This window comes from Kitasatospora sp. NPDC048545, assembly GCF_040651155.1.
Lineage (GTDB): Bacteria > Actinomycetota > Actinomycetes > Streptomycetales > Streptomycetaceae > Kitasatospora.
On record NZ_JBEZIQ010000036.1, the window covers coordinates 1 to 12,066 of the forward strand.

Sequence of the window (12,066 nt, forward strand, 5' to 3'; positions counted from 1 at the left end):
AACTGCACCGCCTCTACGACGAGCACCGCATCAGCGACACCACCCGCCGCCGCCTCCAGCACGACCTCGACCGGGAGGAAGCCGCCCTCGGCACACCCTGATGGCCGGCCCGGCCACTCGATGAGGTGTGCGGTGATCCCGCCGACGCGGGCGGCGACCTGTCGCCGCTGGGAGCGGAGGCCAGTGAGGAGGCGGAAAAGCCATCTCGCGCCGAGCCGGAAGCTCAGCGGCCGGGGCGGGCACGGGGGCGAGGTGCGCGAGCGCACCAGAGCACGAGGAGGTCGATCACCACATTGCAGCCGACGAAGGTCATCAGCCCTGCAGGGGAGTCGGCCTCACCGGGGAGCTTGGGGGCGACCCGCCCGGACGGGTCCACCCGGACGGTGATCACGTCGTTGAGTGCGAACCGGTGGGAGTCCGGCTCGAAGGCTCCGCCGGGAAGGGGAGCGCCGGTCTCCGCCGAGAGGACGGTGTACGTCCAGGTCGTGGAACCGTGGCTCGACCGTTCGACCTTCACGTCGACCACCTTGGCGGTCACGTTCCGGCCCGAACTCAGCACCAGGTTGTTCCAGGCGTCGACCCCCGCCAGGTAGGCGACGAGCGCGACGACGGCCACCAGAAGCCCCCAGCCGCCCAGTTCCTTCTCGAACCTGGGATTGCTGTCGGCATCGTGGAGCCGCACGAGCCCGCCGATCACCAGCACGGGATACAGGATCCCCAGGCAGACCGCGAGGACCGTGCTGACGTACACGTCCACGGCGATCACGCCGACGATCACGCCGGTCGAGACGGCGATGAGGGCGAGCGTGCGACGGAGTCGGTGATGGCCGTCGCGCGTGCCCGTGTCGGGCTGGGCGGTCGTCAACCGAACGCCTTCCGGATGTTGTCCCACTGCTCGGGCGGCAGGTCGTCCAGGGCCTCGTCACGGGGAGGGTAGAAGGAGATCCCGCTGACTGCGGCGGCGACCGCCGGCAGCCATTCCTCCCAGTACTCGACTTGCTCGGTGGTGAAGACGGCCGCGACCACGTGGGGGCTCCACGGGTGCGGGATCAGGAACTCCGTCTGCCGCACGGTGGTGACGATCGACTCCGGTACCCCGTAGACCGTCCCCGGCACCGGGACCGGCAGGTCGCGGACGGCCACCGCCGTGCGCCCGACGGGCAGTTCGAGCACGCCCACGTCGGCCTCCGGCCAGGCGTCGCCCAGTTCCTCGGCGACCCGCCGCGGGTAGCTGCCCGGGGCACCGAGCTCCTCCGGCCGGACGAAGAGGGCGAACATGCCCAGGACGGGTGCGCCGTCCGACGCCCGGGCCAGACAGACGGAGAGGTGGACGGCGCCCTCGCGCAACTGGGCCTGGAGGGCGGTCTCGGCGGCGACGACGAGGCTGAGCTTCTGTTCGGGGCCGGCGTCGGAGAAGGCGGCGTCCAGGCCGATCGCCATGCGCTCCATCCGGTCGCCGGGCTCGGCGGCCAGGTCTATGCCGGTGAAGCCGACGGGCAGCGAGACCCAGAGCGGTGGTGCCTCAGCGGCCATGGCCCGCCCCCCATGCGTAGACCCCGAAGGCGTTCCCGATGGCCAGGACCCCGCCGACGACCTTGGCGGGCCTGCTGCCGCCCCACGCCACGCCGGCCCCGCCCACGACGTTGGCGGCGCCGGTGGTGTTGTTCACCGCGCTGGTGAGGCCGTCGCCGGGGCTGTCCTCGGTGAGCGAGTAGGCCGTCGGTGCGGTCAGGGCGAGGGTGCTGCCGGCCTGGGCCGCGTCGGAGAGGTTCTCGGCGGAAGTCTTGGAGGCCCCCAGCCATTTGGCGGGCTTCTCGACCGCGCCCCGGAACACCGGGTTCGACGGATCGAGGTACTTGACCCCGCGGACTCCGGTTCCCACCTCGGTGGCTCCCGCCCTGACGCCTGCGGCGGCACTCGTCTTCCAGCCGACCTTCAGAGCGGTGATCCCACCCTTGCCCGCTGCTCCCAGCAGGGGGAAGGCGCCGATGACATCCCCGGACAGGGTGAGGTAGTTGCCGAGTTTATCCCAGGAGGGCGGCCACAGCCCCTTCTTGCCGTACTGCTTCGCGTGCGCGCCCGCTGCGGCGAGGCTGAGCGCGACGGCAGCCAGGGCGAGGGCCGGGAAGAAGATCGCTGCGACGCCACAGACGCTCGCGGCCACGGTGAGCAGGTCGGCGCCGTGGTTCTTGAACCAGTTGCCGACCTTCTCCAGCCAGCCGGGCTCCGGTGGGGCCTTGCTGTCGGCGGCCTTGCGGATGGCGTCCGCCGTCTTCCTGGCGTCGTCGGTGTGGGTGGTGTGCAGGGTGGCGCCCTGGCTCTGCAGGTGTGCCAGTTCGTCGGTGGCGCTGCGGACGGTGGCGGCCGCCTGGTCGAGATGGTTCTTGGCCGTGTCGTAGTGTGCCGTGGCGGCGGCGAGGGACGCGTCGTCGGGGAAGGACTGCCCGGCGAGCTTGAGGTCCGGGTTGGCGGCCGCGACAGTGTGTGCCTGCTCGGCCTCCGCCTTGTGCTGCCGGGCGGCGACGGCCGCGCGCTCCAACTCGGCGGCCTTGGGCTGGTGTTCCGTGAGAGCCCGGTACCAGGTGTCGAGTGCGCCGTACGCGGTGGTGATCGAGTCGGAGGCGTCCCGGAGGTAGTCGGGGAGCTTGCCGAAGTTCTTGGCGAAGTTGTCGGCGGCCGGGCCGGTCCACTGGCCTTCGTGGTCGGAGATCTGCGACAGCGTGGTGTGGACACCCGACAGGTGCTGTGCGACGCGGCGCAGGGTGGTGCTCAGGTTCGCGACGGCGGTCGGGTCGCCCGGCGTCGGGTTGAAGCCGAGGCCGTTCCAGGCCGGGTTCTGGTCGGGCATCAGTGGCTCTCCGGACTGAAACCCTTGGCGATGCCCTGCTCGGTGCCGCCGTAATTCTGTTGAGTCTGGTCCAGCGCCGCCTGGAGGCTCTTCACACACTCGCGGACCTTGTCGAGCCCGTACTCCCACGTGTCCTGGAAGTGTTTGCCGGCACCCTCCAGGAAGTCGTAGCCGAGCCCGTTGCGGCTCGCCCCCTTCAATGCCTGCAATCCATGGTCGAGTTCGTCGCCGCAGCCCTTGAGGTCCTTGGAGAGCTTGGCGAGGAACTCAGGGCTGACCGTGAAGTCGGCCATGTGCATCCCCCGTGCGCTGATCGCTGATCACTGTGCCGGAGGAGAGGCTAACCGGAGGTTCGTGCGCGGTCCGCCGCCCTTGACGGAAGCCGTATGGTGCTCATACGGGTTCCATGCATGAGTTCCTTCGGCCGCGCTGGAGGCTCAGCGATGACGTCGTGCCGGGAACAACGCGGTGAGCGCCGCGCACACGGTGGACCCGAACAGCATGCCGACCCACGGCACCCCGGAGCCGGGGCTATGCGCGACCAGCGTGCAGACGAGGTAGCCGAGCGCGCCGCCGGCGAAGAAGAGGACGAAGGCGCGAAGCGCGGAGCGCCACCTGCGGCGGGCTGTTCCTGAGGTCACGGTAGGGATTATCCACACGAGTCGGCGGGTGCCGACGGCGGTGCCCGATTCGCCGTCCCGGCGACTGCAGGGTGTCAACCACCCACTCGGTAACGGTGGATGATGGCGACGGCCATGGCGCCTTCGCCGACGCCCGACGCGACGCGCTTGATCGAGCCGGCGCGCACGTCTCCGGCCGCGAACACGCCTGGGACGCTGGTCTCCAGCAGGTGGGGGTCGCGTTCCAGGGGCCAGGAGGTCGGCCGTTCGTCGGGGCTCATGAGATCGGGCCCGGTCAGGACGAAGCCGTGGTCGTCGCGGTCCACGACGTAGTGCAGCCAGTCGGTGCGGGGCCGCCCCCCGATGAAGGTGAAGACGAAGTTCGCCGGTTCCACGGTCCTGCGGCCGGTGGCGTCGTCCTGGAGCGAGATGTGCTCCAGCCGTTCCGATCCGTCCAGGGCGAGGACCCGGGTGCCGAGGCGCACCTCGATGTTCGGGGTCCGGTGGATCTCCTCGACGAGGTACCTCGACATCCCGGCCTCCAACGAGTCGCCCCGCACCAGCACGGTGACCCTCGCCGCGTACCGGGCGAAGTGGATCGCGGCCTGTCCGGCCGAGTTGGCGCCGCCGATGATGTGGACGTGGTGTGAGAGGCAGGAACTGCTCTCGGTGGTCGCGGCCCAGTAGTACAGGCCCGCGCCCTCGAACCGCTCCGCGCCCGACACCTCCAGGCGGTTGTACGAGATGCCGGTGGCCACCAGCACGGTCTCGGCGCTGATCTCCGAGCCGTCGGCCAACGTCAGGATCCGGGCGGGGTCGGCCCGGCGCAGCCCGACGACGCCCACCGGGTGGAGCAGTTCCGCACCGCGGCTTCCGCTGGATCGACGCCGACAACGCGGACGAGAACGTCCTTTCCTTCATCCGCTACGACGCCGACGGGGAGCCCCTGGTGTGCGTGTACAACTTCTCGCCGGTGGTGCGCGACCCGTTCCGCCTGGCCTTCCCTCGGGTCGGAGTCTGGAACGAGGTGCTCAACACCGACGCCGGCTGCTACGGCGGCAGCGGCGTCGGCAACCTCGGCGCCGTCACGGCCGAGGCGCGGCACCGGCAGGGACTGCCGGCCGGCGCCGACGTCGTGCTGCCGCCGCTCGGCTCGCTCTGGCTGCGCCCGCAGGACGGCGGGGCCGGTCGTGGCTGAGATCCTGCTCCTGGTCGTCGGCGCGACCCTGGTCTCCGCCGCCGCCCACCGCACCGGCGTCTCCCCGCCGATCGCGGCGGTCGTCGCCGGACTGCTGGTCTCCTTCGTCCCGGGCGTCCCCGACTACCACCTCGACCCGGACCTCGCGCTGGTCGTCTTCGTGCCCCCGCTGGTGTACTCCGACGCGGTGGAGAGCTCCTACCTGAACCTGCGGGCCAACGCCCGCCCGATCGGCCTGCTCTCCGTCGGGCTCGTCCTGTTCACCACCTCGGTCGTCGGCCTCGCGGCGCACGCGGTCGTCTCCGGGATGCCGTGGGCGGACGCCTTCGTCCTGGGCGCGATCCTCGCCCCCACCGACGCGGTCGCCGCGGTCTCGATCGCCCGGCGGCTCGGGCTGCCGCGCCGCATCGTCACCATCCTGGTGGCGGAAAGCATCGTCAACGACGCCACCGGCATGACCGTCTTCCGGCTCACCCTGGCGGTGGCCCTGGGCGGCGCCACCACTTTCCTGGACGGTGTGGCCGAGTTCGCCTACACCTCGCTGGCAGGCGTAGCGGTCGGGCTGGCCCTGGCGCTGCCGGTCCGCCGGCTGCGCGGCTGGCTGGCCGACGCCGTCACGGAGAACGCCGTGATGCTGCTCGTACCCTTCGGTGCCTACGCGGCCGCCGAGTCCTTCCACGCCTCCGGAGTGCTCGCCGTGCTCGCCGCCGGGCTGTACCTCGGGCACCACTTCGCCGGGGCCTCGCACGAGGCCAGGCTGCAGGAGAAGGCCACCTGGCGGCTGGCCACCTGCGTACTGGAGGCGGTGTCCTTCGCGCTGATCGGCCTCCAACTGCGCCCGGTGCTCCAGGCCCTGCACACCACGGACGCGGCGGCGCTGGGCCGTTACGCGGCGGTGGTGTTCGCGGCCATGCTGCTGGCCAGGGCCGTCTGGATCTTCCCGGCCACCTATCTGCCCCGCCGGCCGTCGGCTCGGTTGCGCGGACGCGACCCGGCGCCCCCGTGGCAGCACCCCGCCGCGATCTGCTGGGCCGGCACCCGCGGCGTGGTCTCGCTGGCCGCGGCCTTCGCCGTACCGCCCGACCTGCCGGACCGGGACCTGGTGCTCTTCCTCACCTTCTCCGCGGTGCTCGGCACCCTGTTGGTCCAGGGCGTCGGGTTCCCCGCGGTGGCCCGCCGGCTGCGCCTGCGGGACGAGGGGCAGGCACGCGAGGACGGCCTCGCCGAGGCCATGGCAGGAGGTGGCGGTCCGGGCGGCCTGGGCCCGGGTGGAGGAGAGGGTCGCCAACGGCCAAGAGGACGTACCCGGCCACGTCCTCGACCGCTTGCGGGACCTGGCCGAGCACCGCTGCTCCACAGCCTGGGAGCGGATCCGGGCGGACGGCGCCCGGGCGCCGTCCGAGCCGCCGACCGCCGCGTACCGGCGGCTGCGGCGGGAGATGCTCGCCACCGAGCGCAGCGTCTTCGTCCGGCTCTGCCGGGAGGGCCGGATCCACGACGAGGTGCTGCGGCGGGTGATGCACGAGCTCGACCTGGAGGAGGCGGCACTCTCGCGCACCTGACCGGAAAAGGTCCGTACGCTGTGCCAGCAATTTCCCGCAGTACCGGCCTTCCCGGGTGCACCCGATCACGCTGCATATGGAACTCGCTAAACCGCTGCCGTCCGGTTCTGCCGGAGTCGGTTCTCTGCTCTGATGGGCGGTCGAGCTCAGCAGTGCAGATGGCCTTTCGGGAAATCAGTCCGGTCCGATGATTTTCCCCGCTCTGCCATGCCCGGAATGGCGAACAATTCCGCCGGGCCGTGGTATTCGCGCATTGCTTCGAGGAGGGATGGGTGTGGACGCCGGATTCGATGGATTCGATCCGCAGGACCTTTCTCAGGATCGGGTGGACCGGCTGTGCGGGCAGTTGCTCGCCTCGGTTTCGCGCAGTGACCAGCGGCGGTGGGGCGAGCTGTACGTCCGGGGGCTGCTGTCCGCGAAGGGGCGCAAGACCATGAAGGGCATCGCCGAGGCTGCCGACAGCAGCGCCATGCAGAGCCTCCAGCAGTTCATCACCACCTCCCCGTGGGAGTGGAAACCGGTGCGCCAGTCGCTGGCCGGCCTGGTCGACCGGGAACTCCAGCCGGTCGCCTGGATCGTCGAACCGCTCGCGGTGCCCAAAGCGGGCCGCCACTCCGTCGGCGTCTCGCGCCAGTTCGTCCCCGGACTCGGCCGGATGGCCAACTGCCAGCAGAGCACCGGTGTCTGGCTGGCCTCCGAGGAGGCCAGCTGCCCGGTGGACTGGCAGCTCGCACTGCCGGCGTCCTGGGTTGCGGGCGACGAAGCGCGGAGAAGAGCCGCCGTCCCCGACCACGTGAGATCCCAGACCCCGGTGCAGTGCGCCGTCGGTTCGGTCGTCTTCATGGCCGAGGACTGGCGACTGACGCCGCGCCCGGTGGTGATGACCGCCGCCGGCGGCGACCTTGCCGAGGTGCTCGGGGCCTTCGCGCCGCGCCGGATCCCCTTCGTCCCGGGCGTCGACGCCTGCCTGCGGGTGGCCCCCGCGGACCCGAGGCTGCCCGTCGGTGACGGACGGCAGCTGCCGGCGGAGCAACTCGTGGCGTCCGTACGGGAGCTGGGTGCGGCGGTGGAGTGGCGCGACAGCTGGTACGCCCGGCGCAGGGTGGCCAAGGTGGTCGGTGTGCGGGTCGCGCTGCAGACCGCCCTCGACCGTTCCACGGGCATGCCGCCGCTCTTCCTCATCGGCGCCTGGACCGACCCGCACCAGGCGCGGCCCACCGAGCTCTTTCTCTCCAACATCGGCCACCTCTCCTCGTCGGCGCTCTTCCGGATCGCCAAGTTGAACCGGCGCGTCTCCCGCGACCTGAAGGACGTCTGCGGCGAGGTGGGCATCCGTGACTTCGCCGGGCGCTCCTTCCGGGGGTGGCACCACCACGCCACGCTCGTCTCGATCGCGCACGCGATCTCCGTCCTGGCCCGGCTGCCGAGGCAGTCGGGTCGGCTGCTGCCGCAGCGGCGGTTGCCGCTGATTCGGATCGCGGTGACCGTGTCGGCCCCGGTCCGTGGCGAGCGGCTGCGGGGCATCGAGCTCTTCACCGACCTGACCGATGACCAGCTGGATTGGCTCACCGAGGTGTCCGAGGAACGGGTGCTCGCCGACGGCGACACCCTCTTCCACGACGGGGACGAGGCCACCCACTTCTACGTGCTGCTCGACGGCGAGCTCCTGGTCACCAAGAGCGTGGACGGCCGGGAGGAACTGCTCACCCGGCACCGGGCCCGTGCCGACGCCGGCGGGGAGCACGAGGCCAAGCCCCCGGCCGCCCACCGGTTCACCGGGGAGCTCGCGTTGCTGACCGACGGCGTGTACGTGGCCACCGCCGTCGCGGCGGGCCGCACGACCGTCGCCGCCTACCCCAAGCAGGTCTTCCTGGACATGCTGGTGCGCTGCCCCGGCGTCGCCCGGGTGCTGCTGCCCGTCCTGGCCTGGCGGATCGCCTCCTCGGAAGCCCAGGCCCGGGGCAGGGCCACGGTGGAGGGCTCGGCCCGGCCACCGACCGGCTCGCCGCCACGGCACGGCGCTGGGGTGCCGCGGCCGTCACCCGGGAGACCGAGGCGCTCGACCGGCTCGCGGTGGAGATCGGGCGGACGCCGCTCACCGCCGAGACCGACCCCGTGGCGTCGGCGGACCTGGAGGACGAGGTGTTCGCCTGGGCCGAACGGCGGGGCGCCGCACAGCCGGTGGGCCTCGCCTGCGCGATGGCCGAACGAGGCCTCGGCACAGGCTGGTTGTCCGGGCGGCTGTGCGGGCTGTGCCTCGGGGTGCTTCCGGTGGCCCTGGAACACCTGTCCGCCCTGCTGGAGGTCCGGGCGCTCACGGGGGAGCTGCGGACGGCCGGCCCGCGCATCTCCGCGCTGGTGGCCGCTGCCCGGGACTACGCGAACCTCGGCCGGGCTCCGCAGGGCCGGTTCTCCGTGGTCGACGGCATCGAGGCCACCCTGACGATGCTGCGGCCGAAGCTCGCCGGGGTGCGGATCGTGCGCGAGTACACGCCGGACTCCCGGAGGCGTCCGGTCACCCGACCGAGCTCAACCAGGTGTGGACCAACCTGATCGACAACGCCGTCGACGCCATGGCCGGCGCCGGGACGCTCACCGTACGGACCGGCCGCCAGGGCACCTGCCTCACCGTCGAGATCGGGGACACCGGCTGCGGCATCCCGGCCGACGCGCTCACCAGGATCTTCGAGCCCTTCTACACCACCAAGGACGTCGGCAAGGGCACGGGCCTCGGCTTGCACCTCTCCTACCGCATCGTCACCCAGCGGCACCGCGGCTCGCTCACCGCCCGCTCGGTACCCGGCGACACCTGGTTCACCGTGCGAATTCCCACACCGACCCGAAAGGACCTCGAATGACGGAAATCACGGCAACGGACGTGCGAGCGGTTTTCGAGAAGCAGCTCGCGGCGGTGACCGCCGGCGATCTCGAATCGATCGTCGCGCATTACACCGCGGACGCCGTTCTCGTCCGGGCCGACCGGAGTTTCGTCGGCGCGGACGGAATTCGCGAAGCGTTCTCCGGGTACCTCGCCCTCCGGCCGAGTCTGGTGGAAACGGTGGAGTACGCCGAACACGGGGACACGATCTGTTACCGGGCGGTCATGGAGGTCGCCGGTGAACGGAGGGAGACGGTCGGCACCATGGTCATGAAGGACGGCGGGATCTGGCGGCAGACGGCCTCGTTCCGCCCGGAACCGACCGTCAGCATGACACCGCTGGAGGTCTACCGGGCTTGGAACGACTGCCTGCTGGCGGGCGACATCGCGGGGGCCACCCGTCTGATCGACGCCGACCGGTGGACCGAGAAGTGCCTCGGCCTGACCGGCTGGCTCACCGACTTCCAGGTCGCGCTCACGCACTACGCGCGGAACATGGTCGAGCCGTGGGAAGACCTGGAGATGGCCGAGGAGGAGGTGGTCGAGGGGCGGAACGCCGTCACCATCCGCTTCCGCGTCGAGGCCACCCACATCGGGGAGTTCATGGGCGTTCCCGCTACCGGCCGGCGGGTCTCCTTCGACGCCATCCGTATCGTCCACGTCAGGGACGGCAAGGTCACGGGACAATGGGCGCAGCTCGACCTCTGGGGCTTGCACCGGCAGTTGACGGACGGCCGGCCGACCGCACTCTGAGACGAGTTCGTCAGAGTACCGTCAAAGGAACATTCCGGGCCGTGCGGGGCTGGTTCGATCACGGGCATGGACTTCACTTGGTTGGCCGGCCGGCTCGACGGCAGGCCGAGGGTGGTCGTGTCGACGACCAGCACCGGCATCGGGCTCCGACGTGAACTGTGGGTCGCATACCTGTACGGATACCGGCCGGTGGAACACCGGGTGGTGGCGGGGGCCGGGTCCTGGACCGTGCTGGTCCTGGACCCGGACCCGGCCTCCCGGCACCGGGCCGCATGGATGCGCCACCCCGACCTGCGGCCGGAGGCCCCCGCCCCGGTCGACTGGACGGACGACCGGAGCGCGCACTGCTGGACGCCGCCGGGTTGGCCCCCGGAGGCTGGCCCGGTCCCGCCGGCCGATGACCTGCTTCCCCTGCTCCCACCCGTCGGCCGAGGGACCAGGCGCCGCATCCTCTGGCTCACGTGCGGTGTCGTCGCCGCCTGGGCGACCAACGTCGTGAGGTGGGCCTGGTCCGGCAGCCCTGGGGTGGCCGGGCTGGTGCTGTCGGGGTTCCTGGGCGTCCTGGCGCTGTTGGGCTGCGCAGTCGCGGCCCGGCGCGTCCGCTGCCGGCCGTGGAAGGCGGAGGCGGACACGTGGCGACCGGGAACGTGACGGAGCGCTCAGGCGAGGGGCGGGAATCGTGTACATGAGCGATCCGAGGTCCAGGGCCGGGCGGTGGTGCGCCACGCCGGTCCTGGTGTTCGCGAGCCTCGCCGTGATGCTGGCTGGTGCAGCCCTGACCGCCGTCTGCGTGCTCACCATCGCGTACCCGCTTCGACTCGCCGGTCAGCCGGGCCTGTTGACCGTCACAGGCTGCCTCGCCGAGGGCGCCGGCAAAGGAGCGCACACCACTTGCTACGGCCGGTTCACCTCCGACTCGGGCACCATCGTGGCGCGCCCGGTCCCCTATGCCGGCAGTCTCCGGGTCGGCGCCCGGTTGCCCGTGCAGTACGTCGAGTCCGCGGACGACTGTTACCGGGTCGGCGCCGCCTACACCGGTGTCCGGGTGCTCGGCGTCTCGGTCGGGCTGTTCGCCGTGGTCGCCGGTCCCGTCGGCATCGCGCAGGCCGTCGCGCTGGTCGCACCCCGCTGGGCTGCGCGCCTACGTGAGGGCCGTCCTTGTCGAACGCTCTGGCGGGTGACCGTCGGCCTGTTCAAGGGCCTTGCCCTGCTCGCGGTGGTCTCCGGTTCGGTGAGCGTGGTGGTGCATCTGATGGCTGATTGACCACCGACCACTGGTGGCAGGCCGGCGTCGTCCGGGCGAATTGTCCGCTTTGATGCTGCTTCAGGCAGCAGATGAGACTGTGAAGTTCGCTGATCGGGTCGGAACGGAGGCAGGCACGGCCTCCGGGTGGTCATGAGCTGCCGAATCCCTGATCGTCACGACGGAAGACCGTGCCTGCCCGATCATCGTCGCCCATTCCTGCTGGCCTGGGCCGGCTCGCCGCTGCCCGGCCTGCCGAGTCCGCGGAACACCCACAGCTGCTGGACCGCCTCGCGACGGTGCCCGATCCGCCGCCGGACCAAGGGCCGCCGCCACCCCTTCACCTTCGTCCTCGCCCTCTGGCGGCAACGCCCTCGACGCGGCGATAGGCGCCTGGCTCGCCACCGGCGACCCCACCGCCCGCCGCCAGACCACGAGCTGGGCAAACGGGCCCGCCGCTCGCCGGCCGTAGACGGCAAGACCGTTCGCGGCGCCCGCCGCGCCGACGGTACCCAGGTCCGCCTGCTCGCCGCGATGACCCGGACCGGCCTGGTCACCGCCCAGCGCGAAGTCGGCTTCAAGACCAACGAAATCAACGTCTTCCGGCCGATACTCGCCGGGCTCGACTTGGCCGAGACCGTGGTCACCTTCGACGCCCTGCACTCCCAGACCGGCCACGCCCGCTGCCTGGTGGAGGAACAGAAGGCCCACTACGTCGCCGTGACCAAGGGGAATCAGCCGCTGCGGCACCAGCACCTGAAGCAGCTGCCCTGGCGGGACGTTCCGCTGCCGGGCACGACCCGCGCCGACTGATTGTGGTCAGCCCGGGGCGAGGGAAGCCTCCGGAGGGGGCTCCCAGTCTCCGTCACCGGGTTCCGCATCAAGATCGAGCCGGTGGGCGTATGGGGTTCGTCAAGGCGATCCGGTCGGCGGAGAAGTGGATCTAGCATCCGAATCTCGCACA

General features: G+C 71.4%; 13 protein-coding genes and 1 pseudogene. 8 read left to right on the plus strand and 6 right to left on the minus strand.

Annotated features, from left to right (window positions below; genetic code table 11):
• Nucleotides 1–223 precede the first annotated feature (223 nt).
• The 6 genes from AB0D10_RS29165 to AB0D10_RS29190 all read right to left on the minus strand — a co-directional run bounded on the left by AB0D10_RS29165 (nucleotide 224) and on the right by AB0D10_RS29190 (nucleotide 4,313).
• Nucleotides 224–865, minus strand: coding sequence for a hypothetical protein (locus tag AB0D10_RS29165; RefSeq protein WP_360261933.1), 642 nt, complete (start codon nucleotides 863–865; stop codon nucleotides 224–226).
• The gene (locus tag AB0D10_RS29170) at nucleotides 862–1,533 is read right to left on the minus strand and encodes a hypothetical protein (protein WP_360261934.1); all 672 of its coding nucleotides are present in this window, start codon (nucleotides 1,531–1,533) and stop codon (nucleotides 862–864) included. Before AB0D10_RS29170 ends, AB0D10_RS29165 begins: the two co-directional genes overlap by 4 nt.
• Entirely contained in the window at nucleotides 1,523–2,848 is a 1,326-nt protein-coding gene (locus AB0D10_RS29175; RefSeq protein WP_360261935.1) for a putative T7SS-secreted protein, read from the minus strand. Before AB0D10_RS29175 ends, AB0D10_RS29170 begins: the two co-directional genes overlap by 11 nt.
• Entirely contained in the window at nucleotides 2,848–3,141 is a 294-nt protein-coding gene (locus AB0D10_RS29180) for a hypothetical protein (RefSeq protein ID WP_360261936.1), read from the minus strand. Before AB0D10_RS29180 ends, AB0D10_RS29175 begins: the two co-directional genes overlap by 1 nt.
• A 144-nt stretch (nucleotides 3,142–3,285) precedes the next feature.
• Nucleotides 3,286–3,489: a hypothetical protein gene (locus tag AB0D10_RS29185; protein ID WP_360261937.1), complete on the minus strand. Its 204-nt coding sequence runs from the start codon at nucleotides 3,487–3,489 to the stop codon at nucleotides 3,286–3,288.
• Nucleotides 3,490–3,563: 74 nt separating this feature from the next.
• On the minus strand, nucleotides 3,564–4,313 hold the full coding sequence (locus AB0D10_RS29190; RefSeq protein WP_360261938.1) for an NAD(P)/FAD-dependent oxidoreductase: 750 nt from the start codon (nucleotides 4,311–4,313) through the stop codon (nucleotides 3,564–3,566).
• A gap of 74 nt (nucleotides 4,314–4,387) precedes the next feature.
• Between AB0D10_RS29190 and AB0D10_RS29195 the strand changes: the two genes are divergently transcribed.
• The 8 genes and pseudogenes from AB0D10_RS29195 to AB0D10_RS29230 all read left to right on the plus strand — a co-directional run bounded on the left by AB0D10_RS29195 (nucleotide 4,388) and on the right by AB0D10_RS29230 (nucleotide 11,915).
• Entirely contained in the window at nucleotides 4,388–4,666 is a 279-nt protein-coding gene (locus tag AB0D10_RS29195; protein ID WP_360262017.1) for an alpha amylase C-terminal domain-containing protein, read from the plus strand.
• Complete coding sequence (locus AB0D10_RS29200) at nucleotides 4,659–6,419, plus strand: sodium:proton antiporter (protein ID WP_360261939.1); 1,761 nt, start codon at nucleotides 4,659–4,661, stop codon at nucleotides 6,417–6,419. The genes AB0D10_RS29195 and AB0D10_RS29200 overlap by 8 nt, the downstream gene beginning before the upstream one ends.
• An 83-nt stretch (nucleotides 6,420–6,502) precedes the next feature.
• The gene (locus AB0D10_RS29205; protein ID WP_360261940.1) at nucleotides 6,503–8,671 is read left to right on the plus strand and encodes a transposase; all 2,169 of its coding nucleotides are present in this window, start codon (nucleotides 6,503–6,505) and stop codon (nucleotides 8,669–8,671) included.
• An 85-nt stretch (nucleotides 8,672–8,756) separates the two neighbouring features.
• Nucleotides 8,757–9,086, plus strand: a pseudogene (locus tag AB0D10_RS29210) (ATP-binding protein); the annotation flags it as partial.
• Nucleotides 9,083–9,859: a nuclear transport factor 2 family protein gene (locus AB0D10_RS29215; protein WP_360261941.1), complete on the plus strand. Its 777-nt coding sequence runs from the start codon at nucleotides 9,083–9,085 to the stop codon at nucleotides 9,857–9,859. The pseudogene AB0D10_RS29210 and the gene AB0D10_RS29215, both read left to right, overlap by 4 nt.
• Before the next feature lie 66 nt (nucleotides 9,860–9,925).
• Nucleotides 9,926–10,510 (plus strand): hypothetical protein, encoded by a 585-nt coding sequence (locus AB0D10_RS29220; RefSeq protein WP_360261942.1) that lies wholly within the window; start codon nucleotides 9,926–9,928, stop codon nucleotides 10,508–10,510.
• Nucleotides 10,511–10,544: 34 nt separating this feature from the next.
• The gene (locus tag AB0D10_RS29225; protein ID WP_360261943.1) at nucleotides 10,545–11,123 is read left to right on the plus strand and encodes a hypothetical protein; all 579 of its coding nucleotides are present in this window, start codon (nucleotides 10,545–10,547) and stop codon (nucleotides 11,121–11,123) included.
• Nucleotides 11,124–11,636: 513 nt separating this feature from the next.
• Entirely contained in the window at nucleotides 11,637–11,915 is a 279-nt protein-coding gene (locus AB0D10_RS29230) for a hypothetical protein (protein WP_360261944.1), read from the plus strand.
• Nucleotides 11,916–12,066: the final 151 nt, after the last annotated feature.